The sequence below is a fragment of the Ralstonia soli genome, assembly GCF_023955655.1.
GTDB classification, from domain to species: Bacteria; Pseudomonadota; Gammaproteobacteria; order Burkholderiales; family Burkholderiaceae; genus Ralstonia; species Ralstonia soli.
Map to the genome: position 1 here is coordinate 681,800 of NZ_JAMXHT010000001.1, position 25,564 is coordinate 707,363.

Here is a 25,564-nt window from a genome sequence, read left to right on the forward strand (position 1 = left end):
CCGACGCGGCTTCGCACTCAGAACTGGATCGGCACGCGCAGCGTCACCGTCAGGTCGGGCGTGTCGCGCGTGAGGCCGGCGCCCACCGACAGGTTCATCGTCATTCTGGGTGAGAACCGGTACGAATAGCCGACCAGCAGCGTGCCCAGGATGGTGCGCACCGAGCCCGGCACGCGCTGGCCGTTCTGCTTGGTCGGCCCGATGATGCTCTGGTCGTAGCCGATCGAGAACGATGCCTTCTCGTTCAGTGCCAGCCCCATGCCGAAGTTCAGGCCGATGATGTCGCCGGCCTTCACGTTGCCCAGAAACTGCTTCGAGCCATCGACCAGGTTCAGGCTCACGTCCTTGCGCTCGAAGTTGTGCAGATAACTGACGCTGCCGAAGAACACCGCCGGGTCGGTCGGGAACAGCCACGTCAGGCCCGGCTGCACGGCGAAGAAGCCTGAGCCCGTGGGTTGCTGCAATGGCAGGCCGGTGCCGGTGGTGTTGCTTACACAGCGCGTTACGCAGTCGGTGGTGACTTCGAACGGATCTTTGCCCGTGCGTGTCTTGAAGCGCATCCAGCCGATGTAGAACGGCTTGTCGACGCCGCCCGCGTTGAGCTGGTAGCGCGCCGTCAGTTCCACGTCGCCGATGCCGTGGCCGTGCGAGCTGAAGGCGTTGTCCGTCGCGGTGCCCGTGAAGATCTCGCGGCTGACGGTGTCGCTGGTGCTGTAGACGTACGGCACGCGCGCTTCCAGTTCCCAGCGCTTGGCCAGGCCGTAGCGCACGGCCAGCGTGCTGGTGAGCGTGGTGGTCTTCACCTGCCGTACGTCGATCAGCCCGATCAGCAGCGCGGGGATGATGGTGTAGCCCACCAGCGCCACGCGGTCGGACGACGAATACGCCATCTGCAACGACGGCTCGACGACGAACTTGCCGGGCGGCGTGAGCGCGCTGGGCTCATCAAAGATCTGCGCGATGCGCGGCGGCTGGTCGGGCGGCTCCGGCGGCTTGCCGACGGGCGTGTTGCCCGGCTGCTCGTTCTGCGCGAGCTGCGGCACGTCGGCGCCTGCGCCCGGCGCACCCGCACCGCGCACGGTATCGAGCTGGCGCTCGCTCATGCCGAGCGCGCGCCGCATGCTGCGCAAATGGGCTTCCTGCTGCTGGATCGAGCGCTTGAGTTCCTGCAGGCGCGCCTGCGCTTCGGCAAGCTGCCGCTGGATGGCTTCCAGGCTGGGTGGTTTGTCGTCCACCGGCTCGTTGGTCTGCGCGAAGACCGGCCCGCTGCACAGCAGCAGGCATGCGCACGCAACCGCATGCATTGATCCGCACTGCGGCCACCATGGCAAAGGCGTCATGGCACTGTCCCCCGTCGAGAGCGTCCTGCCCGCACACAGCGGACGGACCCTTCACGATTCCCCCGGGTGGCTTACTGCGGATATCACTATAGGCGAGCGCGCGTGAAACGACAGGGCGTTGGCGTCCACAAAAAGGACGAGGCGCACACGCCCGTTTGGTCGATCGTCAGGGCAAGAAAAAAGCGCCCGAAGGCGCTTGGCTTACTGGCGGGCGTTCCTGGTGTTGTCGGGCCACGGCGTGTTGTAGTTCGTGCGGAAGGGGTTGATGTCCAGCCCGCCGCGCCGCGTGTAGCGCGCATACACGGCCAGCTTGACCGGCCGGCACTGGCGCAGGATATCGGTAAAGATGCGCTCGACGCACTGCTCGTGAAACTCGTTGTGCTCGCGGAACGAGATCAGATACTTGAGCAACGCTTCCTGGTTGATCGGCGCGCCCACGTAGCGGATCTGCACGCTACCCCAGTCCGGCTGGCCCGTCACCAGGCAGTTGGACTTGAGCAGGTGCGACACCAGCGTTTCTTCCACCGGGCTTTCTTCCTCGTCCGTGTGCAGCAGTTCGGGCGTGGGCTGGTAGACGTCGGTTTCGATATCCAGGCGGTCGAGCAGCATGCCGTCGAGTTCGCCCATTTTCTGCCGCGCAAATTCTTCCTGCGGCACGATGCGCACCTGCACCGGTGCACCGCACGCTTCCGACAGATCGTGGTGGATCAGCTGCTGCAGCGCTTCGTGCGACGCCACCTTGGTCTGGTTGAACGAGTTCAGGTACAGCTTGAACGACTTCGATTCGACAATGTTGGGCGAATCCGCTGGCACGATCACGGTACCCACCGCCACCTGTGGCTTGCCGCGCAGGTTCAGCCACGACAGCTCGTACAGGTTCCACAGGTCCACGCCGAAGAAGGGCAGGGCGCTGCCGGCGGGCAGGCCGATCTCGTCGCGCTTGCCCTGGCGCGGAATCGGAAACAGGAGGCTCGGGTCGTATTCCGTCTTGTAGGCGGAAGTCTTGCCTAATGGCGACTGCTCGGGCGAATGTTCGGGGTGGTTGCTCATCACACTTACAAAAACAGGCTGTAGACGGGATTTTCGCTTTCGTCCCAATAGGTATAGCCCAGCGTGGAGAGGAACGCCTTGAACTCGCGCTTCTCGTTCTTCGGCACCTGGATGCCGACGAGGATGTTGCTCGAATCGGCGCCCTGATTCCGGTAGTGGAACAGGCTGATGTTCCAGTTCGGGCTCATGCTCGAGAGAAACTTCATCAGCGCGCCCGGCCGCTCGGGAAACTCAAAGCGATAGAGGTGCTCGTTCTCCGCCAGCGGCGAGCGCCCGCCCACCATGTAGCGGATGTGTTGCTTGGCCAGTTCGTCGTTCGACAGGTCCAGCGTCGGGAAGCCGTGCTTGCGGAAGTTCTCGGCAATCTTGTCGCTCTCGGAGCGCGACGCAATCTGCACGCCCACGAAGATGTGCGCGGCGTCTTTGCTGGCAATGCGGTAGTTGAACTCCGTCACGTTGCGCGACCAGCCGACCAGCTCGCAGAAGCGCTTGAAGCTGCCGCGCTCTTCGGGAATCGTCACGGCAAACACGGCTTCGCGTGCCTCGCCCACTTCGGCGCGCTCGGCCACGAAGCGCAGGCGGTCGAAGTTCATGTTGGCGCCGCTGGCCACGGCCACCAGCGCTTCGTTCTTGAGCTTGTTCTTCTCGGCGTATTGCTTGAGACCGGCCACCGCCAGCGCGCCCGAGGGCTCGAGCAGGCTGCGCGTGTCCTGAAACACATCCTTGAGCCCGGCGCAAATCGCATCCGTATCTACGGTGATGATCTCGTCGACTAGCTCGCGCGTGAGACGGAAGGTCTCCTTGCCCACCAGCTTGACGGCGGTGCCGTCGGCAAAGAGGCCCACATCCTTCAGCTCGACGCGCTTGCCTGCAGCCACTGAGCGCGCCATCGCGTCGGAATCCACGCTCTGCACACCGATCACCTTGATGTCCGGCCGCACGGCCTTCACATACGCCGCGATGCCCGAGATCAGCCCGCCGCCGCCGATCGCGCAGAAGATGGCATGGACCGGCTGCGGATGCTGGCGCAGGATTTCCATGGCGATGGTGCCCTGGCCGGCAATCACTTCCGGATCGTCGAACGGGTGCACGAAGGTGTAGCCGTGCTTTTCCTGCAGCTTGGCAGCGTGGTTGTAGGCGTCGGAATAGCTCTCGCCGTGCAGCACGACTTCGACCCACTCGCCGCCGCGCGAGCGCACACCGTCAATCTTGAGCTGCGGCGTCGTCACCGGCATGCAGATGATGGCCTTGCATTCCATGCGGGCCGCGCTGAACGCCACGCCCTGCGCGTGGTTGCCGGCGGAGGCCGTAATCACCCCGCGCTTGCGCTCGGCCGGCGTGAGCGAGGCCATCTTGTTGTAAGCGCCGCGCAGCTTGAACGAAAACACCGGCTGGTCGTCTTCCCGCTTGAGGTAGACGCGGTTGCCGGTGCGCGCCGACAGGTTGGGCGCGAACTTGAGCTCGGTTTCCACCGCGACGTCGTAGACCTTTGCGGTCAGGATTTTCTTGAGGTAATCGATGGCCATGGTGCGGACCGGGTTGGACTTGGGGGATAGCCCGTAAGCCTATCATGCGGCGCCGGGGCCGCCTTGCAGGACGGGCGGGGCGGTCGGTACACTGCCCCGGCCGCGCCAACGGGGTGCGGCCCCTCATCGGCGCGAGGCTCCCATGAACACCCCGTCGTCTTCGTCCCGGCCCTCCCGCGATACGCGCCAGGGCCGCAGGATCTGGTCCGGTACCCAGCACGTCATCGCCTACGGCATGCCCCCGCTGGGCTGGCGCGACATCTACCACCACGCGCTGGAGGTCAACTGGCCGACCTTCTTCGCGCTGCTGGCGACGATGTTCCTGACGCTCAACGCGGTATTTGCGGGGCTGTATTCACTGGGCGATGCTCCGATTGCCAACCAGTCACCGCCGGGCTTTGCAGGGGCGTTTTTCTTCAGCGTCGAGACGCTGGCCACGGTCGGCTATGGCGATATGCACCCGCAAACGCTCTATGCCCACATCATCGCCACGCTGGAGATCTTCATCGGCATGTCGGGCATTGCCATGGCGACGGGGCTCGTGTTTGCGCGGTTCTCGCGCCCGCGCGCCAAGATCATGTTTGCGCGCAACGTGGTGGTGCGGCAACTCAACGGCAAGCCGACATTGATGCTGCGCGCTGCCAACGCGCGCCAGAACGTCATTGCCGAGGCCACGGCGCGGCTGCGCCTGATGCAGGACGAGCGCTCGCCCGAGGGCTACCTGATCTACAAGATCCGCGACCTGAAGCTCGAGCGCAGCGAGCACCCGATCTTCCTGCTCGGCTGGGTGATGATGCACGTCATCGATGAGGCGAGCCCGCTCTACAACGCCACCGCCGAGTCGCTCGCCGCGGGCGATGCCTTGCTGCTGCTCACCATCGAAGGCGCTGACGAGACCGCCGCGCAGACGGTGCAGGCGCGTCACTCCTGGCGGCATGACGAGATCCGCTGGAACCACCGCTATGTCGACATCATCCGCGATGAAGGCGGCGTCACGTCGGTCGACTACGACAACTTCCACCTGATCGAGCCGATCGACGCGCCGCCGCAGGCACAATGAGCGCCTTGTCGAATTCCCGCTCGCAACGTCCGTGGCACTGAACCTCGTCTGGCTTGGCTTCTTCCTCATCGCCTTTGTCACCGCATGCGTGCAAGTCGTGCAGGGCGACATGGAAGTCTTCTCCCGCATGCTGACCGGCATGTTCGACGCCGCGCGCACGGGCTTCGAGATCGCGCTGGGGCTGACCGGCATGATGGCGCTGTGGCTGGGCATCATGCGCGTGGGCGAGCGCGCCGGGGTGGTCGACCTGTTTGCGCGGCTGGTGAACCCGCTGATGCGGCACCTGTTTCCGTCTGTGCCCGCCGGTCACCCGGCCAACGGCGCGATGATGATGAACGTGTCGGCCAACGTGCTGGGCCTCGACAACGCCGCCACGCCGCTGGGCCTGCAGGCCATGCGCGAGCTGCAAGAGATCAACCCGCAGCCGCAGCGCGCCAGCGATGCGCAGTTGATGTTCGTGGTGCTCAACACGGCGGGCGTCACGCTGGTGCCGACCTCCGTCATCGCCATCCGGCAGGCCATGGCGGTCAAGCAGGGGCTGGTGGGCTTCAACGCGGCGGACATCTTTTTGCCGACGCTGCTGTCCACCTTCATCGGCTTCTGTGCGGGCATTGCGGCGGTGGCGTGGTACCAGCGCATCAACCTGTTCAAGCCGGCGCTACTGGCGTATTTCGGCGGCTTTGTCGCGGTGATGGGGTTGCTGTTTGCTTGGCTGCGCCAGTTTCCGCCGCAGCAGATGGCGGCGTGGATCGGGCTGATCGGCGCCGGGTCCATCCTCACCATCGTGGTGGCGTTCCTGACCTGTGGGGCAATTCGCCGCATCAACGTCTACGAAACCTTCGTGGATGGCGCCAAGGACGGCTTCCAGGTGGCCATCGGCATCGTGCCGTACCTGGTGGCCGTGCTGGTGGGCATCGCCGTGTTCCGCGCGGCGGGCTGCATGGAATTCCTGATGCAGGGGCTCGCCGCGCTGTTTTCGCATCTGGGCATCGATACGCGCTTCGTGCCGGCGCTGCCCGTCGGCATCATGAAGACGCTCTCCGGCGCTGGCGCGCGCGGCCTGATGGTCGACGTGATGACGACCTACGGCGTCGACTCCTTCCAGGGCAAGCTGGCTGCCATCATCCAGGGCTCGACCGAGACCACGTTCTACGTGCTGGCCGTGTACTTCGGCAGCGTCGGCATCAAGGACACCCGATACGCGCTCGCCTGCGGGCTGTGGGCCGATTTGATCGGGCTGATCGGCGCCGTGCTCGTCGCCTACCTGTTCTTCACCTGACCCGGTAGGGCGGCCCCCAAGCGACGTCTGGGCCGCACGCCCACTACAATCGACCACATGGAACAGTGGATCGACACGCTTTTTGCCACCCTCGCCTTGCCCAAGGTTGGGCTGCCAGCCATCTTTCTGGTCAGCTTCATCTCGGCGACGCTCTTGCCGCTGGGCTCCGAGCCCGCCGTCTTTGCCTATATCAAGCTCAACCCGGAGATGTTCTGGCCGGCCATCATCGTGGCCACCATCGGCAATACGCTGGGCGGCGTGGTCGACTGGTGGATGGGCTATGCGGCCAAGCTCGCGCTGGTGCGCTACCACCTGGCGCGCCGCCGCCGTCAGCACGACGCCGAGCACGCACACCATGTGCCGCACCCCAAGCGCCACCGCGAGCCGCCGCTCGACAAGAAATACTTCCGCTGGATGCGCCGCATCGGGCCGGTGTCGCTGCTGGTGTCGTGGCTGCCGGGCATCGGCGACCCGCTCTGTACGCTGGCCGGCTGGCTGCGTCTGAAGTTCTGGCCGAGCGTGATGTACATGGCGATCGGCAAATTCCTGCGCTATCTGGCCATGACCGGCGCGTTGATGACGCTGCCTGACGGTTTCTGGCGGGGCATCCTCGGCTGGGTCAAGAACCTCCTGATGTGACGTTTGCGCGGCGCATTCGTCACATAATGGGCGGCCGATCTGTCGCAAGCCTTTGATAACGCGGCAGTTTTTGCGGCCATGCTCCCGGCATGGAATACCGTTGCTGCATCGCATCAACGCCAAAGCATGCAGTACAATCGCCCTTTAAAGACCGCGCGGCTCGGGACTTCTTTGCCGCGCCCCCTCCCCAGCGGCACGCCATGAATGCCCCACTTCTGATCGACGCCAAACTCACGGCGCACGACGCTGCGCCCCGGCTGCGCGAGATTCCCTACAACTACACCTCGTTCTCGGATCGGGAAATCGTCATCCGTCTGCTGGGCGAATCTGCATGGCAGATCCTGAGCGAGCTGCGCGCTGAGCGTCGCACCGGCCGATCGGCACGCATGCTGTACGAAGTGCTGGGCGACATCTGGGTGGTGCGCCGCAACCCGTACCTGCAGGACGACCTGCTCGAGACGCCCAAGCGCCGGCAGATGCTGATCGACGCGCTCAATCACCGCCTGGCGGAGATCGAGAAGCGCCGCGTGGCCGACCACGATTCGCACCACGACCCCGAGGGCGACGAGCGCGCCAGCAAGGTCGAGCAACTGGTCGTGCATGCCCGGCGCGCCGTCAAGGCGTTCCAGGAAGAATTCGCCCAGGTGTATGACCTGCGCCGCCGCGCCCAGAAGGTGCTCGGCCGCGTCACCGCCAAGGACAACATCAAGTTCGATGGCCTGTCGCGCGTCTCGCACGTGACGGACGCCACCGACTGGCGCGTCGAATATCCGTTCGTGGTGCTCACGCCCGATACGGAAGAAGAGATCGCCGGCATCGTCAAGGGCTGCTTCGAGCTGGGCCTGACCATCATCCCGCGCGGAGGCGGCACCGGCTACACCGGCGGCGCCGTGCCGCTCACGCCGTTCTCGGCCGTGATCAACACCGAAAAGCTGGAACGCCTGGATGCGGTAGAGATGACCGATCTGCCGGGCGTCGACCAGCCGGTAGCGACCATCTATTCGGGCGCCGGCGTGGTGACGCGCCGCGTGGCGGAAGCCGCTGAAAAGGCCGGCCTCGTCTTCGCTGTGGATCCGACCTCGATCGACGCCTCGTGCATTGGCGGTAACGTCGCCATGAACGCGGGCGGCAAGAAGGCCGTGCTGTGGGGCACTGCGCTGGACAACCTCGCCTGGTGGCGCATGGTCGATCCGGACGGCAACTGGCTGGAAGTCACGCGCCTTGACCACAACCTCGGCAAGATCCATGACGCGCCGATGGTGACGTTCGAGCTGAAGTGGTTCGACGGCAATGCGCCGGTCGGAGCCAAGCTGCTGCGCACCGACACGCTCACCATCGAAGGCCGCAAGTTCCGCAAGGAAGGCCTCGGCAAGGACGTTACCGACAAGTTCCTGGCCGGCCTGCCCGGCGTGCAGAAGGAAGGCTGCGACGGCATCATCACGAGCGCGCGCTGGATCCTGCATCGCATGCCCAAGTCGATTCGCACCGTGTGCCTGGAGTTCTTCGGCCAGGCGCGCGATGCGATCCCGAGCATCGTCGAGATCAAGGACTACCTCGACGCCGAGACCAAGAAGCCTGGCGGCGCCATCCTGGCTGGCCTGGAACACCTGGACGAGCGCTACCTGCGCGCGGTCGGCTACGCCACCAAGAGCAAGCGCAACGCATTCCCGAAGATGGTGCTGATCGGTGACATCGTCGGTGACGACGATGATGCCGTGGCGCGCGCCACCTCGGAGGTGATCCGCCTGGCCAACGGCAAGAGCGGCGAAGGCTTCGTGGCCGTGAGCCCCGAGGCGCGCAAGAAGTTCTGGCTTGATCGCTCGCGCACCGCCGCGATTGCCAAGCACACCAACGCCTTCAAGATCAACGAAGACGTGGTGATCCCGCTCAACCGCATGGGCGAGTACACCGACGGCATCGAGCGCATCAACATCGAGCTGTCGATCAAGAGCAAGCTCAAGCTGGTCGACGCGCTGCTCGAGTTCTTCGCCGGCAGCAACTTGCCGCTGGGCCGCACCGACGACGCCAACGAGATCCCGAGCGCCGAGCTGCTGGAAGACCGCGTGCAACAGGCGCAGCAACTGCTGCGTGCCACGCGCGCACGCTGGCAGTACCTGCTGGACCACCTCGACACGCCGGTTGCCACCGCGCGTGCCAGCCTGATCGGCCTGGGCCTGGGCTATCTTGCGCAGACCATCGAAGACCGTCTGCAAAGCCAGCCCGACGCCAACCTGTTCCACCTGCTGCAGGACCGCACGATCCGCGTGTCGTGGAAGGCGGAGATTCGCGCCGAGCTGCGCAAGATCTTCAACGGCGGTGAGTTCAAGCCGATCCTTGACGAGGCCCAGGCGATCCACAAGAAGGTGCTGCGCGGCCGCGTGTTCGTGGCCCTGCACATGCACGCCGGCGACGGCAACGTGCACACCAACATCCCCGTCAACTCGGATGACTACGACATGCTGCAGGACGCCCACAAGGCGGTGGCCCGCATCATGACGCTGGCGCGTTCGCTCGACGGCGTGATCTCGGGCGAGCACGGCATCGGCATCACCAAGCTGGAATTCCTGACCGACGACGAGATCGCCGATTTCGCGGCCTACAAGCGCCGCGTCGATCCGCATGGCCGCTTCAACAAGGGCAAGCTGCTGCGCGACGTGAACGACCCGCAAGGGCTGGCCGCTGATTTGCGCAATGCCTACACGCCGTCGTTCGGCCTGATGGGGCACGAGTCGATCATCATGCAGCAGAGCGACATCGGCGCCATCTCGGAGAGCATCAAGGACTGCCTGCGCTGCGGCAAGTGCAAGCCGGTGTGCGCCACGCACGTGCCGCGCGCCAACCTGCTGTACAGCCCGCGCAACAAGATCCTCGCCACCTCGCTGCTCATCGAAGCGTTCCTGTACGAAGAGCAGACGCGCCGCGGCGTGTCGGTCAAGCACTGGGAAGAATTTGCCGACGTGGGCGATCACTGCACGGTCTGCCACAAGTGCGTGACGCCGTGCCCGGTCAAGATCGACTTCGGCGACGTGTCGATGAACATGCGCAACCTGCTGCGCAAGATGGGGCAGAAGAAGTTCAACCCCGGCACCGCCGCGTCGATGTTCTTCCTGAACGCGACCAACCCCGAGACGATCAACCTGACCCGCAAGGTGATGATCGACTGGGGCTACAAGGCACAGCGTCTGGGCAACGACATCCTGAAGAAATTCGCCAAGAAGCAGACCGCGCATCCGCCCGCCACAGTGGGCCGGGCGCCGGTGCGCGAGCAGGTGATCCACTTCATCAACAAGAAGATGCCGGGCAACCTGCCCAAGAAGACGGCGCGCGCGCTGCTGGACATCGAGGACAACGAGATCGTCCCGATCATCCGCAACCCGAAGACCACCACGCCCGACAGCGAGGCGGTGTTCTACTTCCCGGGCTGCGGCTCGGAGCGCCTGTTCTCGCAGGTGGGTCTGGCCACGCAGGCGATGCTGTGGGAAGCCGGTGTGCAGACGGTGTTGCCGCCGGGTTACCTGTGCTGCGGCTATCCGCAGCGCGGCACCGGCCAGTACGACAAGGCCGAGAAGATCGTCACCGACAACCGCGTGCTGTTCCACCGCGTGGCCAACACGCTCAACTACCTCGACATCAAGACGGTGGTGGTGAGCTGCGGCACGTGCTATGACCAGCTCGCCGGCTATGAATTCGACAAGATCTTCCCGGGCTGCCGCATCATCGACATCCACGAGTTCCTGCTCGAAAAGGGCATGAAGATCGACGGCGTGCAGGGCGCGCGCTACATGTACCACGATCCCTGCCACACCCCGATCAAGACGATGGACCCGACCAAGCTGGTCAACCAGCTGATGGGCGGCAACATCGGCGCCGATGGCGAACTGCGCGCGATCGAGAAGAACGACCGCTGCTGCGGGGAATCCGGCACGCTGGCGGTCACGCGTCCTGACATCTCCACGCAGATCCGCTTCCGCAAGGAAGAGGAGATGAAGAAGGGCGCCGACAAGCTGCGCACCGATGGCAACGGCCAGGCGTTCAACGGCGACGTGAAGATCCTCACGAGCTGCCCGTCGTGCCTGCAGGGCCTGTCGCGCTACAGCGAGGATGCGTCGGTGCAGGCCGACTACATCGTGGTTGAAATGGCGCGCCACGTGCTCGGCGAAACCTGGCTGCAGGACTACGTGGCCAAGGCCAACGCCGGTGGCATCGAGCGGGTGCTGGTGTGACGACCGGCATGACCGGTGAGCGGGCCCCTGGCTGCGCGCTGTGCGAAACCGACGGCGGTGAGCCCGTCTGGCGCAATGCCAGGGCGCGCGTGGTGCTGGTCGAGCACGCGCGCTTCCCGGGCTTCTGCCGCGTCATCTGGAATGACCACGTCGCCGAGCAGACCGACTTGTCCGACGCCGACCGACATTGGCTGATGGAAGTCGTCACCCGTGTCGAGCGTGTGCTGCGTACCGAGCTGGCGCCGGACAAGATCAATCTCGCCAGCTTCGGCAACTTCGTGCCGCATCTGCACTGGCACGTCATTCCGCGCTACCGGTGGGACACGCATTTCCCGGAAGCCGTGTGGGGCCCTGCGCAGCGTGAGGCGGATGCCGCGCGCATGGCCGAGATCACGGCCAGGCTGCCGGCGCTGTCGTACGCGCTGCAATCGGCGCTCGCTGACGTCTGACCGGTTACCGCCAGTAACGCATCGCCACGACCCTGCGCGGAACCCCCACGGCGCGCAGGCCGTCAGATTCTTTTTCTGTCGTGCTACAGCCACCGCCATGACGACACCGCGCACCGCCGCCACGCCCGATTCCCACAAGGATTCCATCGCCGAGCTGAATGTTCACCACGGCCGTCTGAACCTGTCAGAGACGTGGCAGCTTATCAAGCCGTTCTGGGTGTCTGAGGTCCGTTACAAGGCGTGGGGGCTGCTGGCGCTGGTGGTCGCGCTCAGCCTGTTCGTGGTCTACATGAACGTGCTCTTCACCGACTGGAACCGGCTCTTCTATAACGCGCTGGAACAGAAGGACAAGGCCGAGTTCTGGCACCAGCTCGGGCGCTTTTCGTGGATTGCGGCGCTGATCATCATCGCGTCCGTGCTGCGGCAGTACTACACGATGATGCTGCGCATGCGCTGGCGGACGTGGATCACCGGCAGTTTCGTCGACAGTTGGCTCGGCAAGCAGGCGTTCTATCGTCTGGAGCAGACGCACACCGCCGACAACCCCGACCAGCGGATCGCCGACGACCTGCGCAACTTCACCGATGCCACGCTCACGCTGGCGCTGGGCTTTCTCAACGCGGCGGTCACGCTGGTGTCGTTCTTCGGGATCCTGTGGGCGGTATCGGGACCGCTGGCCTTCGCGCTGGGCGGGCATGACTTCGTCATCCCCGGTTACATGGTGTGGTTCGCGCTGCTGTACTCGGTGCTGGGCTCGGTCATCATCCACTTCGTTGGGCGACCGCTGATCGGGCTGTCGTTCCAGCAGGAGCGCTACGAGGCGTATTTCCGTTTCCTGCTCGTGCGCGTGCGCGAGAACAGCGAGAGCATCGCCCTGTACCGCGGCGAGCCCACCGAGAAGGCGATCCTGCGCGGCCGCTTCGAGCGCATCCGCGCCAACTGGGATCAGTTGATGGACTACACGCGGCGCCTGAACTTCGCCAGTTCGGGCTATGCGCAGTTCGCGATCATCTTTCCGTTCCTGGTGTCGGCGCCGCGCTACTTTGGCGGCACGCTCACACTGGGCGGCATGATGCAGGTGGCCACGGCGTTCGGGCAGGTGCAGGGCGCGATGTCGTGGTTTGTCGACAACTACAGCACGCTGGTGAGCTGGAAGGCCTCCACCAACCGTCTGATCGAATTCCAGCGTGCCATGCGCGCCGCCGAGCGCGAGGAAGAACACCGCGCCGGCGTGCGTGACGTTGAAGTCGAAACCGTCGCCGTGCCCGCCATCGAGGCCCACGACCTCGCCCTCAACTTGCCGAATCGCCAGCCCGAAGACCTGCTGGTCGAGCCCTTCGACATGACCCTCGCGCGCGGCGAACGCGTGCTCGTCAACGGCCCGTCGGGCTGCGGCAAAAGCACGCTGGTGCGCGCCGTGGCCGGCATCTGGCCGTACGGCAGCGGCCGCATCGAGATTCCGGACGACGCCCGCGTGCTGTTCCTGCCGCAGCGCAGCTATCTGCCGTCGGGCACGCTGGCCGATGCGTTGTCGTATCCGGATCTGGCCACCCAGTACACCGCTGAGCGCCTGGCCCAGGTACTGATCGCGTGCCGCCTGCCGGCACTGGTCGACCTGCTGGACGAGGTCAGCAACTGGAGCCTGCGTCTGTCCCCCGGTGAGCAGCAGCGGCTGGCCTTCGCACGCGCGTTGCTGCAGCGTCCCGACTACCTGTTCCTCGACGAGGCCACCAGCGCACTCGACGAAGACACCGAGGCGTTCATGTACAGCCTGATGCTCGAATCGATGCCCCATGTCACCATCGTCAGCGTGGCGCACCGCAGCACCGTGGCGCGGTTCCACCATCGCCGCCTGCGCTACATCCCAGAGGGCGACCCGTTGACTGCGGTAAGCTATCGGGTGGTGGAAGAGCCGGCACACGTAGCGCTGGCGGCTTCCTGAAGCGCAGTTTTGACGCAATCAACGAGACGTTTTTCATGGCCGGACTTTCCGCCGACACCCCGCACCCGACTGGCTTGACCGTGCACACGCAATCGCGTGTGCTGGAGATCGCCTTTGCCGATGGCAAGCAGTTCCGCCTGCCGTTTGAATACTTGCGTGTGCTGTCGCCGTCGGCCGAAGTGCAGGGGCATGGGCCGGGGCAGGAGGTGCTGCAGACCGGCAAGCGCGAGGTGGGCATCGTCGGCGTCGAGCCGGTGGGCAATTACGCGATCCGGCCGCTGTTCTCCGATGGTCACGATTCCGGTATCTACGATTGGGCCTACCTGTATCGCCTGGGCGTCGAGCACGACGCGCTGTGGCAGGGCTATCTCGATCGTCTTGCCGCCTCGGGCCTCGACCGTGACGCCCCGATGGCTGCCAACGGCGGCCACGCCTGCGGCCACAGCCACTGATTCCCGATTCACTTCGCGGCGCGCATGCGCCGCATCCGTATCCCTTTCTGTCATGAGCCAAACCCACTTCGGATTCCAGCAGGTCGATGAGCAGGAAAAGGCCGGCAAGGTCGCCGGCGTGTTCCACTCCGTCGCCAGCAAGTACGACGTGATGAACGACCTGATGTCCGGCGGCATGCACCGGCTCTGGAAGATGTTCACCATCGCCCAGGCCGCGGTGCGCCCGGGATACAAGGTGCTCGACATTGCCGGCGGCACGGGTGATCTGGCCAAGGCCTTTGCGCGCCAGGCCGGCCCTACAGGCGAGGTGTGGCTGACCGACATCAATGAGTCGATGCTGCGCGTCGGCCGCGATCGCCTGCTCGACGCTGGCGTGCTCACCCCCACCGCGCTGTGCGATGCCGAGCACATTCCCTTTCCAGATGCTTACTTCGACGTAGTGACAGTGGCATTCGGCTTGCGCAACATGACGCACAAGGATCGCGCGCTCGCCGAGATGCGCCGCGTGGTGAAACCGGGCGGCAAGGTGATGGTGCTGGAATTCTCCAAGGTCTGGCAGCCGCTGGAGAAGGCCTACGACGTGTACTCGTTCAAGGTGCTGCCGTGGCTGGGCAGCAAGGTGGCGGGCGACGCCGAGAGTTACCGCTATCTGGCCGAGTCCATTCGCATGCATCCGGATCAGGAAACGCTCAAGCAGATGATGGAACAGGCCGGATTGGATTCGGTCGAATACTTCAACCTGACGGCGGGTGTTGTTGCACTGCACGTCGGTCGCCGCCTCTGAGCTGTTTTCGGTCCACCGGATGGGCGATGCAGCACGCTGCGACCGTATGTCACGATCCGGCCATGATCCTTCACATTGAATTTCGGCGTTGACGTCTTCATCTAATGGCGTCACTGCCTATTGGAGAGAAGACAGCGATGAGTTTGCATTGGGGTGGAAAATTGATGGCGGGCGCGCTGGTCGCGACGCTCGCATTCGGCACGGCGCTGGACGCCAACGCCAAGCGCATGGGCGGCAGCCGCAGCGTCGGCAAGCAGTCGTCCACCGTGACGCAGCGCCAACAGACGCCGCCGGCCACGACGCCGTCTCCCACGCAGCAAGCTGCACCGGCTGCACAGCCGTCGCCGGCGGCCCCAGCTCCGGGTGCTCCCGCCGCAAAGCCTGGGCGTAACTGGGGCGGCATGCTGGGGGGCTTGGCTGCCGGTCTGGGCCTGGGTTACCTGCTGTCCAAGTTCGGTCTGGGTGCGGGCCTCGCTTCGTTCCTGTCGAACCTGATCCTGATTGCGCTGATCGCCTTTGTTGTAATGTGGATCATCCGCAAGGTGCGCGGCAGCCGTCCGCAAGGTCCGGCTTACGCCACGGGTGGTCCGTCGCTGGGTGCTGGCCGCGAGCCGTATGTGCCGCAACCCGCAGCACCGGCTCCGCAGGCCGCCGCACCGGCCGCTTCGGCGCTCAACACTGGCAATACGTCGGGCCTGGGCGCCGGCGCTCCGACCGCTGCGCAATCCTGGAACCTGGGTGGCCCGGCCGAACCGGCTGTCAACGCGCAGCCTGGCGCAGCCGCGCCGCAGCGCCCGTGGGGCGTGCCTGCCGACTTCGACACGCAAGCGTTCCTGCGCAACGCCAAGGTGTACTTCATCCGCCTGCAAGCCGCATGGGATGCCGGCAATCTGAATGACATCCGCGAGTTCACCACGCCTGAGATGTTCGCCGAGATCAAGATGGACCTCGCCGACCGTGGTACCACGCCCAACAAGACCGATGTCGTTTCGGTCGAGGCGGAAATGCTCGGCATCGAGACGCAGGCGAGCGAATACCTGGCGAGCGTGCGCTTCTCAGGCATGATCCGCGAAGAAGCCAACGCACCGGCACAGCCGTTTGCCGAGGTATGGAACCTGTCCAAGCCCACGCAGGGCGCGGGTGGCTGGGTGCTGGCAGGTATCCAGCAGTTGCAGTGATACGGTAACCACTGGAAGCGGCGCAAAACGGCCGTTTCAGCATTCCCCGTAAAATAGGGCCCGACCGTCCGGTTCGGGCCCTTTTTCTTGTCCGCTGGCCAGCCGGCTTCTTGCTGCTTTTGCGCACCCTCACCGCATGTCTTTGACAGCCACTTTGTCTCCGTTTCCGCTTGTGCTGATGCAGCCGCTGCTGCTCGCGCTCAATCATCTGCTGCGCCAGGAACCCTGGGCGCAGGAGACGCTGCGCCCTTTCTCCGGCCGTGTGGCGCGCTTCGATCTGGCACCGATGTCGATGACGCTGCAGGTGGACGCTGCAGGCCTGGTGAGCGCGCCTGACGCCGACGCCGAGCCCGCGGTGACCGTGGTGGTGCCGCTCGCGGCCGCGGCCAGCGATTACGCCACGGGCGGGCAGGCTGCCGTGCTCAAGCACGTGCGTATCGAAGGAGAGGCCGAGTTTGCCAACGTGCTGTCGACACTGCTGCGCAACCTGCGCTGGGATGCGGCGGAAGACCTCTCGCGCGTGTTCGGCGACGTGATCGCGCAGCGCATGGTGAGCGGCGCACAGGCCGCCCGCACGGAAGCCACGCGTGTCGGCCGTTCACTGGCGGAGTCGGTGGCGTCGTACCTGACCGATGAGCAGCCCACGCTTGTGCGCCACGCGCGCCTTGCGCAATTTGCCGCCGACGTGGCTGCGTTGCGCGATGCCGAAGCGCGTCTGGCCAAGCGCCTGGAGCGGCTCGAAAAGCGCCCGCGCGCCCATCAGGCCGCACGTCGGAGTGAATCGGCATGACGCGCTTCTTCCGGCTGGGCAAGATTATTTTCGTCATCCTGTATTACGGGCTCGACCAGCTCGCGCTGTCGGGCTTCAAGAGCCGCCGTATCCGGGCGCTGGTCTGGCTGCTGACGCTGGGCCGCAAGCCGAAGCGCCCGCGTGGTGAGCGGCTGCGCCTGGCGCTTGAGCAGCTCGGGCCCATCTTCGTCAAGTTCGGCCAGGTGCTGTCGACGCGCCGCGACTTGCTGCCGCCCGACGTGGCCGACGAGTTGGCCAAACTGCAGGACCGCGTGCCGCCGTTCGACCCGAAGGTGGCGGCGGCGATTGTCGAGAAATCGTTGGGCAAACCGTTGTCGGCGTTGTTCCATCGGTTCGACCATCACCCGGTAGCGAGCGCGTCGATTGCACAGGTGCACTTCGCCACGCTGCGCGGCGGCCCGTGCGATGGCCGCGAAGTGGCGGTGAAGGTGCTGCGCCCGGGCATGCTGCCCGTGATCGACAGCGACCTCGCGCTCATGCGCGACCTGGCCACGTGGATGGAAAAGCTGTGGCCGGACGCCCGCCGCCTGAAGCCGCGCGAGGTGGTCGCCGAGTTCGACAAGTATCTGCACGACGAGCTCGACCTGATGCGCGAGGCAGCCAACGCCAGCCAGCTGCGCCGCAACTTTGCCAAATCCGACTTGCTGCTGGTGCCGGAGGTGTTCTGGGATTGGTGCACCTCCGACGTGTTCGTGATGGAGCGCATGCACGGCGTGCGCATCTCACACACGGAAGAGCTGCGCGCCGCCGGCGTCGACATGCACAAGCTCGCGCGCGACGGCGTGGAGATCTTCTTCACGCAGGTGTTCCGCGACGGCTTTTTCCACGCCGACATGCACCCCGGCAACATCCTCGTGAGCGTGGCGCCCGAGACACTCGGCCGCTATATCGCGCTGGATTTTGGCATCGTCGGGGCGCTGTCGGAGTTCGACAAGAACTACCTCGCGCAGAACTTCCTGGCATTTTTCCAGCGCGACTACCACCGCGTGGCGGTGCTGCACATCGAATCCGGCTGGGCGCCGGAAGAGACGCGCGTGGAAGAGCTCGAAGGCGCCATCCGCGCATGCTGCGAACCTTACTTCGATCGGCCGCTGGGCGAGATCTCGCTGGGCCTGGTGCTGATGCGTCTGTTCCAGACCTCACGCCGCTTCAACGTGGAAGTGCAGCCGCAGCTCGTGCTGCTGCAAAAAACGTTGCTCAACGTGGAGGGCCTGGGCCGCCAGCTCGACCCGGACCTGGACCTGTGGAAGACGGCCAAGCCGTTCCTTGAGCGCTGGATGCACGAACAGATCGGCTGGCGTGGCTTTGTGGAGCGCTTGAAGGTCGAAGCGCCGCAGTGGGCCAACAAGCTGCCGGACTTCCCGCGCCTGGTGCACCAGATTCTGGATCGGCACGCGCGCGATGACAGCAATGCCCAGACCGCCGCGCTGACCGCGCTGCTCGCCGAGCAACGTCGGACGAACCGGCTGCTGTCGGCGGCATTGCTGTTCATCGGCGGGTTTGCGGTCGGCATCATCGCGACGCACGTGCTGGCCTGGATGGCCCGCTACTGATCGCTCGATACCACCCGAACACCATGCCCGACCAGCCCGTTTTTCAATCCCGCGATGCCGCCGACCCCGCCTTCTGGGATGAGCGCTTCAACCGCGAACACACGCCCTGGGATGCCCATGGTGTACCCGAAGCGTTCCGGCGGTTTTGCGAGGCGCAGCCTGCGCCGCTTTCCACGCTGATCCCCGGTTGCGGCAACGCCTACGAGGCCGGTTGGCTGGCCGAGCGCGGCTGGCCCGTCACCGCGATCGATTTTGCGCCGAGCGCCGTGGCCTCCGCCAAGGCCGTGCTCGGCCCACACGCTGACGTGGTGGCGCTGGCGGATTTCTTCCGCTTTGCGCCGGAGCGTCCGGTGCAATGGATTTACGAACGCGCCTTTCTTTGCGCGATGCCGCGCCGCCTCTGGCCGAACTACGCCGCGCAGGTGGCAAAACTGCTGCCACCGGGCGGGCTGCTGGCGGGCTTCTTTGCCGTGGTCGAGGGCCGTGAGGCCGTACCCAAGGGGCCGCCGTTCGAGACCACCCAGCCGGAGCTGGATGCGCTGCTCTCGCCAGCTTTCGAGCGCATCAGCGACACGCCGATTGCCGAGACCGATTCGATCCCCGTCTTTGCCGGGCGCGAGCGCTGGCAGGTCTGGCGCCGACGCGACGCCTGATTTGCGTGGGCGATTGCGGCCAGTGTTGGTGCAAAGCAACATCGGCCGCCGCCCCGAAAAAGCCTGTGGACGCCCGTTGCGGGCCGTTGCCTAAAAAAGCGGCAATGTGTGCGGCATTCGTGGTCGCATCGATGCCCCGGCGCGAGGGCCCGTCGCTATAATCGCGCCACTTCGCCCGGCGCCCTGGAGGCCCAAGCCGGGCCGCCACGGGGTTTTCCAGCTTCTTTCCGCGCTGCCATGCTGATCTGGTTCGTCATTATTTACTGGGTGATTTCGGTCGGGATCGGCCTGTGGGCTGCGCTGCGTGTGCGCGACACGGCTGACTTTGCAGTGGCCGGCCGCGGCCTGCCGTTCTATGTCGTGACCGCCACGGTGTTTGCCACCTGGTTTGGGTCCGAGACGGTGCTTGGCATTCCTTCCGTGTTTCTCAAGGAGGGCCTGCACGGCGTGGTGGCTGATCCGTTCGGCTCCTCCCTGTGCCTGATCCTCGTGGGCCTGTTTTTCGCCCGGCCGCTGTATCGGATGAACCTGCTCACCATCGGCGATTTTTACCGCAACCGCTTCGGCCGTCTGGCCGAGGTGCTGACCACGCTGTGCATCGTCGTGTCGTACCTGGGTTGGGTGGCGGCGCAGATCAAGGCGCTGGGCCTCGTCTTCTACACCGTATCGGACGGCGCGCTGTCGCAGGAAACCGGCATGATGATCGGCGCGGCCAGCGTGCTGGTGTACACGCTGTTTGGCGGCATGTGGTCGGTGGCGGTGACGGACTTCATCCAGATGATCATCATTGTGATCGGCATGATGTACATCGGCTGGGAAGTCTCTGGCCAGGCCGGCGGCGTGAGCACGGTGGTGGCACACGCGGCGGCATCGGGCAAGTTCTCGTTCTGGCCGGCGTTCAACCCGATCGAGGTGATTGGCTTTGTGACCGCGTGGATCACCATGATGCTGGGTTCCATCCCGCAGCAGGACGTGTTCCAGCGCGTTACCTCTTCGCGCACCGAGCGCATTGCCGGCACGGCGTCGGTGCTGGGTGGCGTGCTGTACTTCCTGTTCGCCTTCATCCCGATGTTCCTGGCGTATTCGGCCACCCTGATCGACCCGGCGATGGTGGAGAAGTACATCAACACCGATTCGCAGCTGATCCTGCCGCAACTCGTGCTGCAACACGCGCCGCTGATCGCGCAGGTGATGTTCTTCGGCGCGCTGCTCTCGGCCATCAAGAGCTGCGCGAGCGCGACGCTGCTGGCGCCGTCCGTGACCTTTGCCGAGAACGTGCTGCGCCCGCTGCTGCCGCGCATGGATGACCGCCGTTTCCTGCGCGTGATGCAGGCCGTGGTGCTGGTCTTCACGGTGCTGGTGACGCTGTTTGCGCTGAACTCGCACCTGTCGATCTTCCACATGGTCGAGAACGCCTACAAGGTGACGCTGGTGGCCGCCTTCGTGCCGCTGGCCTTCGGCCTGTTCTGGAAGCGCGCGACGAAGCAGGGCGGCCTGCTGGCCATCGTTGTAGGCCTGGTGGCCTGGATCTGGTGCGAGGTCTTCATGCCAGAAGCGATGTTCCCGCCACAATTGGTCGGCCTGTTGGCCAGCCTGGGTGCGATGGTCCTCGGCTCGCTCGGGCCACAGTGGATCGAAAACCGCGCCCCGACCACCAAGGCAGCCACCCAGGCCTGACCGCGCGGGGGTGCGCATCGGACGGCGAAATGCACGGTGTGCCACTTTGTGGCGCGCCGCCATCGCCGGCGCCGAATCTGCGGTCGGGAATTCCCTCAAAAGGGTTTATAATTCAAGGCTTTGCGCGACAGCACTCGCCAAATGTGCTTGTACTGTGCGCGTCTGCCCCGATCTTCCATGAGCCCGTGCGTGCTGCGCGCCATGTTCGTGGTTTGCGCGGGCACTCCAACCGTTTTCTCGAATCTCGTTTGTTTCAGGGTGAGGACACCATGCCGATCTATGCTTATCGATGCGACGCCTGCGGCCACGCCAAGGATGTGCTGCAGAAGATGAGCGACGCGCCGCTGACGGATTGCCCGGCCTGCGGCGCGCCGGCGTTCAAGAAGCAGCTGACCGCTGCGGGCTTCCAGCTCAAGGGTTCGGGCTGGTATGTGACCGACTTCCGCGGCGGTTCAGGCGGTACGTCGGCGGCCGGCACGGCAGCCAAGACGGATGCCGCTGCGCCTGCTGCCGCAGCACCGGCCGCTTCGTCCGACAGCGCATCGTCCACTGCCAGCGCGTCCAGCACGCCGGCGGCGTCCGGGGGTTGCGGCACGTCGTGCGCGTGCCACTGATCCATCGTTGATATCTCGGCCCATCGCTCCATGAAACAGAAAACCAGCGCACTCAAGACATGGTTCCTGACCGGTCTTCTGGTGCTTGTCCCGCTTGCGATCACGCTGTGGGTGCTGTCGCTCATCATCGGCACGATGGACCAGAGCCTGGCGCTGCTGCCGTCAGCCTGGCAGCCGGATCAGCTGTTCGGCATGCGCATCCCCGGCGTGGGCGCGATTCTCACGCTGGCGTTCATCCTGATCGTCGGCGTGGCCGCGCACAACTTCATCGGCCAGAAGCTGGTGCTGTGGTGGGAAGCGGTGCTGGGCCGCATCCCTGTGGTCGGCCCGATCTATTCGAGCGTGAAGCAGGTGTCGGACACGCTGCTGTCGTCCAATGGCAATGCGTTCCGCAAGGCGCTGCTGGTGCAGTATCCGCGCGAAGGTTCATGGACGATCGCCTTCCTGACCGGCCGCCCCGGCGGTGATGTCGAAAACCACCTGCAGGGCGAGTACGTCAGCGTGTACGTGCCGACCACGCCGAACCCGACATCGGGCTTCTTCCTGATGATGCCCAAGGCCGACACCATCGAGCTGGACATGACGGTGGATGCGGCGCTCAAGTACATCGTATCGATGGGGGTGGTGGCACCCGAAACGCTGCCGCGCCGCATGGACCCGCCCGATGCAACGCCAGAAACGGAGGACCGGTCGCCGGCAAGCATGCCGCGCGACCCTTCGAATCCGACCGCGCTGCCCGATGGCGGCGGCGCTGTTTCAGCTCCGTAAAGCCCCTTAAAGCCATCTGGCCGGTAGCGCGAGTCAACCGTTCCGGCCTCGATCAACTTTCACGCGCGACGCTCTGTTGGCGGCGCGCTTCGCGGAAAACCACAACATGCAAATGCGTACTCAATACTGCGGTCAGGTCACCGAACAACTGCTCGGCCAGAGCGTCACGCTGTCGGGCTGGGCCCATCGCCGTCGCGACCATGGCGGCGTGATCTTCATCGACCTGCGTGACCGTGAAGGCCTGGTGCAGGTCGTGTGCGACCCGGACCGCCCGGAGATGTTCAAGGTGGCCGAAGGCGTGCGCAACGAGTTCTGCCTGCAGGTGAAGGGCGTTGTGCGCGCCCGCCCGGAAGGCACCACCAACGCCAACCTCGCCAGCGGCAAGGTCGAGGTGCTGTGCCACGAGCTGACGGTGCTCAACGCCTCCGTCACGCCGCCGTTCCAGCTGGATGACGACAACCTGTCGGAAACCACGCGCCTGACGCACCGCGTGCTGGACCTGCGCCGCCCGCAGATGCAATACAACCTGCGCCTGCGCTACAAGGTGGCGATGGAAGTGCGCAAGTACCTGGACGACAAGGGCTTCATCGACATCGAAACGCCGATGCTGACCAAGAGCACGCCCGAAGGCGCGCGCGATTACCTCGTGCCCTCGCGTGTGAACGCCGGCCAGTTCTTCGCGCTGCCGCAATCGCCGCAGCTCTTCAAGCAGATGCTGATGGTGTCGGGCTTCGACCGCTACTACCAGATCACCAAGTGCTTCCGCGACGAAGACCTGCGCGCTGACCGCCAGCCCGAATTCACCCAGATCGACTGCGAAACGTCGTTCCTGACCGAGCAGGAAATCCGCGACCTGTTTGAAGAGATGATCCGCACGGTGTTCAAGAACACCATGTCGGTGGAGCTGGATGCCAAGTTCCCGGTGATGGAATTCCGCGAGGCGATGGCCCGCTTCGGTTCGGACAAGCCGGACCTGCGCGTGAAGCTGGAATTCACCGAGCTGACCGACGCCATGAAGGACGTCGACTTCAAGGTGTTCTCGGCTGCAGCCAACGCCGAAGGCGGTCGCGTGGTGGCACTGCGCGTGCCGGGCGGTGCGGCGCTGTCGCGTGGCGATATCGACGCCTACGGCAAGTTCGTCGAAATCTACGGCGCCAAGGGCCTGGCCTGGATCAAGGTCAACGAAGTGGCCAAGGGCCGCGACGGCCTGCAATCGCCGATCGTGAAGAACCTGCACGACGCGGCCATCGCCGAGATCCTCAAGCGCAGCGGCGCGCAGGATGGCGACATCCTGTTCTTCGGTGCCGACCGCGCCAAGGTGGTGAACGACGCTATGGGCGCGCTGCGCTTGAAGATCGGTCACTCCGACTTCGCCAAGGCCAACGGCCTGTTTGAAGACGTCTGGAAACCGCTGTGGGTGGTCGACTTCCCGATGTTCGAGTACGACGAGGAAGACGCCCGCTGGGTTGCCATGCACCACCCGTTCACGAGCCCGAAGGACGAGCACCTGGAATACCTGGAAACCGATCCGGGCAAGTGCGTCGCCAAGGCGTATGACATGGTGCTCAACGGCTGGGAAATTGGTGGCGGTTCGGTGCGTATCTATCGCGAAGACGTGCAGAGCAAGGTGTTCCGCGCCCTGAAGATCGGCGAGGAAGAAGCGCGTGCCAAGTTCGGCTTCCTGCTCGATGCGCTGCAATACGGCGCGCCCCCGCACGGCGGCATCGCCTTCGGCCTGGACCGCGTTGTCACGATGATGGCCGGTGCTGACTCGATCCGTGACGTGATCGCCTTCCCGAAGACGCAGCGCGCACAGGATCTGCTCACGCAGGCTCCGAGCGCGGTCGACGAGAAGCAATTGCGCGAACTGCACATCCGCCTGCGTGCCGCCGAGGCCAAGGTGGCTGCACCGACGGCTGCAACGACGGCCTGATCGTCGCTGCTAACGCTGCACAACAAACCGCGCCGACCCGCAAGGGCGGCGCGGTTTGTTTTTGGGCGTATGCAACAAGCGGGAACATTGCGTGCTAAACCGAATCTTTCGTTTCTGTCACGTTGGGTGACAACGAAGGAGGATGTTGAGATGGAATTCATCGACTTTGCGCGCACGTGGGTGGCCGCACACGCCGAGCTGTTGCTGACCTGGCTGATTGTCGCGCTGGTGGTGATAAGCCTGGCCTGGATCGAGATGCGCCGCGCCACCCGTCGCGCCGCCCGGGCCATGACCGAGGCGGTGGCCACGACCGTCGCGGCTTGCGTGCCCGACATTGCTGCTGCGGCGCAGAGTGCGCATCCGGCCACACCCGCATCGGCATCGTCCTTGCACTTGACCGAGGCCATGCGCGCGCTGGGGCACTTGTCGGCGGAGCGGATGCATTGGCTGCACGCCGTCGCCAATCTTCGCCTGCCGGACACCGCGTTGCCGCCGGCCGCGCCCGGTGCGCCTGTGCATCCGCTCGTGTATGACACGCCACGCCCACTGGCCGAGGCGCATCTGGCGGCCGAGCACCGCTTTGCCGACCACGCGCGCGTGTTGCAGGCCGAGCGGCGTGCGCTCCAAGCGCTGGAAACCGCCGAGCGCGAGGGCGCCAGCGAGCTGCATCGCATCGAGCGTGAAACGTCTGCCATCGTGGAGCGCTTCGACCAGGCCAACGCGCAGTCGCAGCAGACCGATGTGCAGCGCTTCCTCATCCAGAAATTCAACACACTCGGCAATCGCGAGCGCGAACTGACCGCGCAGCTCGCTGCGCTGCGTCAACAATTGGCCGAGCGTACGGAAGCGCTGTGGGCACAATCGCAACGCGCGGCCGAAGACTACGCCGCGATGCTTGACCCGCTACTGGCGGTGGCGCGCCGCGAGCTTGGCCACGAGACCGCCGTCGACGAAACAGCGTTGTGGCTCGCACGCACGCGCACCGGCCAGGGCGCGCTACGGGCAGGTTGATTGCCGCGGCATGGCGGCGCCCATGGCGGGCGATGAACATCGCGGTGGCACGCTTCTGGCTGCGGTAAGCTATGGCCTTACCGCGCGTTCGCGCCGCTCATCGCAACACCTAGCAACACGTAGCAACACGCTCGCCATGTCTCACAAGATCCCCGTCTCCGTACTCGTCGTCATCCACACGCCAGACCTGCACGTGTTGGTGATGGAGCGGGCGGATCATCCGGGCTTCTGGCAATCCGTCACCGGCAGCTGCGACGCGCTGGATGAGCCCCTGGCCGACACGGCCCGTCGCGAGGTGCAGGAGGAAACCGGCATCGACACGGCCCGGCATCATCTGATCGACTGGGGCCACCACATCGAATACGACATCTACCCGCGCTGGCGGCACCGCTACGCGCCGGGCGTCACGCGCAACACCGAGCACTGGTTCGGCTTGCTGGTGAGCGGCAAGGTGCCGGTGCGGCTGGCGCCGCGCGAGCATCTGCAGGCCGAATGGCTGCCCTACGAGGATGCTGCAGCACGCTGCTTCTCGCGCAGCAACGCCGAGGCCATCCTGCAATTGCCCGAACGCCTGGCTGCTTACAACGCCCGCCAGGCAGCGCTGACAAAGGACCAAGTCTGA

General features: G+C 65.1%; 21 protein-coding genes. 18 read left to right on the plus strand and 3 right to left on the minus strand.

The features are described from left to right. Nucleotides 1-17 precede the first annotated feature (17 nt). The 3 genes from NG900_RS03210 to ilvA form a co-directional block, all read right to left on the minus strand. The gene (locus NG900_RS03210; protein WP_252676608.1) at nucleotides 18-1,340 is read right to left on the minus strand and encodes an acetate kinase; all 1,323 of its coding nucleotides are present in this window, start codon (nucleotides 1,338-1,340) and stop codon (nucleotides 18-20) included. A 201-nt stretch (nucleotides 1,341-1,541) separates the two neighbouring features. Then, nucleotides 1,542-2,390 (minus strand): NADPH-dependent 7-cyano-7-deazaguanine reductase QueF, encoded by an 849-nt coding sequence (gene queF / locus NG900_RS03215; RefSeq protein ID WP_252676610.1) that lies wholly within the window; start codon nucleotides 2,388-2,390, stop codon nucleotides 1,542-1,544. A 5-nt stretch (nucleotides 2,391-2,395) separates the two neighbouring features. Continuing rightward, nucleotides 2,396-3,916 carry a threonine ammonia-lyase, biosynthetic gene (gene ilvA, locus NG900_RS03220; RefSeq protein ID WP_252676612.1) on the minus strand — a complete coding sequence of 507 codons (1,521 nt, stop codon included), beginning with the start codon at nucleotides 3,914-3,916 and terminating at the stop codon, nucleotides 2,396-2,398. A gap of 142 nt (nucleotides 3,917-4,058) precedes the next feature. On the opposite strand from ilvA, the gene NG900_RS03225 reads away from it, so the two are divergent. From NG900_RS03225 to nudB, 18 genes are all read left to right on the plus strand, one after another. Beyond that, nucleotides 4,059-4,976: an ion channel gene (locus NG900_RS03225; protein ID WP_252676620.1), complete on the plus strand. Its 918-nt coding sequence runs from the start codon at nucleotides 4,059-4,061 to the stop codon at nucleotides 4,974-4,976. Nucleotides 4,977-5,007: 31 nt separating this feature from the next. After that, entirely contained in the window at nucleotides 5,008-6,255 is a 1,248-nt protein-coding gene (locus tag NG900_RS03230; RefSeq protein ID WP_252676622.1) for a nucleoside recognition domain-containing protein, read from the plus strand. A 57-nt stretch (nucleotides 6,256-6,312) separates the two neighbouring features. After that, nucleotides 6,313-6,894, plus strand: coding sequence for a YqaA family protein (locus tag NG900_RS03235; RefSeq protein ID WP_252676624.1), 582 nt, complete (start codon nucleotides 6,313-6,315; stop codon nucleotides 6,892-6,894). A gap of 200 nt (nucleotides 6,895-7,094) precedes the next feature. Further along, nucleotides 7,095-11,117 carry a DUF3683 domain-containing protein gene (locus NG900_RS03240; RefSeq protein WP_252676626.1) on the plus strand — a complete coding sequence of 1,341 codons (4,023 nt, stop codon included), beginning with the start codon at nucleotides 7,095-7,097 and terminating at the stop codon, nucleotides 11,115-11,117. 8 nt (nucleotides 11,118-11,125) lie between these two features. Further along, entirely contained in the window at nucleotides 11,126-11,566 is a 441-nt protein-coding gene (locus NG900_RS03245; RefSeq protein ID WP_252676628.1) for an HIT family protein, read from the plus strand. A 97-nt stretch (nucleotides 11,567-11,663) separates the two neighbouring features. Next, entirely contained in the window at nucleotides 11,664-13,508 is a 1,845-nt protein-coding gene (locus tag NG900_RS03250) for an ABC transporter ATP-binding protein/permease (RefSeq protein WP_252676630.1), read from the plus strand. Nucleotides 13,509-13,543: 35 nt separating this feature from the next. Then, on the plus strand, nucleotides 13,544-13,960 hold the full coding sequence (locus NG900_RS03255) for a gamma-butyrobetaine hydroxylase family protein (protein WP_252676632.1): 417 nt from the start codon (nucleotides 13,544-13,546) through the stop codon (nucleotides 13,958-13,960). Between the two features lie 52 nt (nucleotides 13,961-14,012). After that, nucleotides 14,013-14,744, plus strand: a complete 732-nt coding sequence (gene ubiE / locus NG900_RS03260) for a bifunctional demethylmenaquinone methyltransferase/2-methoxy-6-polyprenyl-1,4-benzoquinol methylase UbiE (protein ID WP_252676634.1) — start codon at nucleotides 14,013-14,015, stop codon at nucleotides 14,742-14,744. A gap of 137 nt (nucleotides 14,745-14,881) precedes the next feature. Further along, a complete protein-coding gene (locus NG900_RS03265) occupies nucleotides 14,882-15,922 on the plus strand; it encodes a Tim44 domain-containing protein (RefSeq protein WP_252676636.1) in 1,041 nt (346 codons plus the stop codon). 136 nt (nucleotides 15,923-16,058) lie between these two features. Then, entirely contained in the window at nucleotides 16,059-16,712 is a 654-nt protein-coding gene (locus NG900_RS03270; protein ID WP_252676638.1) for a ubiquinone biosynthesis accessory factor UbiJ, read from the plus strand. Continuing rightward, a complete protein-coding gene (gene ubiB / locus NG900_RS03275) occupies nucleotides 16,709-18,286 on the plus strand; it encodes a ubiquinone biosynthesis regulatory protein kinase UbiB (protein ID WP_252676640.1) in 1,578 nt (525 codons plus the stop codon). Before NG900_RS03270 ends, ubiB begins: the two co-directional genes overlap by 4 nt. A gap of 23 nt (nucleotides 18,287-18,309) precedes the next feature. Further along, nucleotides 18,310-18,939, plus strand: a complete 630-nt coding sequence (locus NG900_RS03280) for a methyltransferase domain-containing protein (protein ID WP_252676642.1) — start codon at nucleotides 18,310-18,312, stop codon at nucleotides 18,937-18,939. Nucleotides 18,940-19,176: 237 nt separating this feature from the next. Then, the gene (locus NG900_RS03285; protein ID WP_252676650.1) at nucleotides 19,177-20,616 is read left to right on the plus strand and encodes a high affinity choline transporter 1; all 1,440 of its coding nucleotides are present in this window, start codon (nucleotides 19,177-19,179) and stop codon (nucleotides 20,614-20,616) included. Between the two features lie 269 nt (nucleotides 20,617-20,885). Further along, complete coding sequence (locus NG900_RS03290; RefSeq protein ID WP_252676652.1) at nucleotides 20,886-21,230, plus strand: FmdB family zinc ribbon protein; 345 nt, start codon at nucleotides 20,886-20,888, stop codon at nucleotides 21,228-21,230. 30 nt (nucleotides 21,231-21,260) lie between these two features. Further along, on the plus strand, nucleotides 21,261-21,998 hold the full coding sequence (locus NG900_RS03295; RefSeq protein ID WP_252676654.1) for a DUF502 domain-containing protein: 738 nt from the start codon (nucleotides 21,261-21,263) through the stop codon (nucleotides 21,996-21,998). Between the two features lie 106 nt (nucleotides 21,999-22,104). Further along, nucleotides 22,105-23,931, plus strand: coding sequence for an aspartate--tRNA ligase (gene aspS, locus NG900_RS03300; protein WP_252676657.1), 1,827 nt, complete (start codon nucleotides 22,105-22,107; stop codon nucleotides 23,929-23,931). A gap of 150 nt (nucleotides 23,932-24,081) precedes the next feature. Next, the gene (locus NG900_RS03305; protein ID WP_252676659.1) at nucleotides 24,082-24,942 is read left to right on the plus strand and encodes a hypothetical protein; all 861 of its coding nucleotides are present in this window, start codon (nucleotides 24,082-24,084) and stop codon (nucleotides 24,940-24,942) included. Between the two features lie 136 nt (nucleotides 24,943-25,078). Further along, complete coding sequence (gene nudB, locus NG900_RS03310) at nucleotides 25,079-25,564, plus strand: dihydroneopterin triphosphate diphosphatase (protein ID WP_252676661.1); 486 nt, start codon at nucleotides 25,079-25,081, stop codon at nucleotides 25,562-25,564.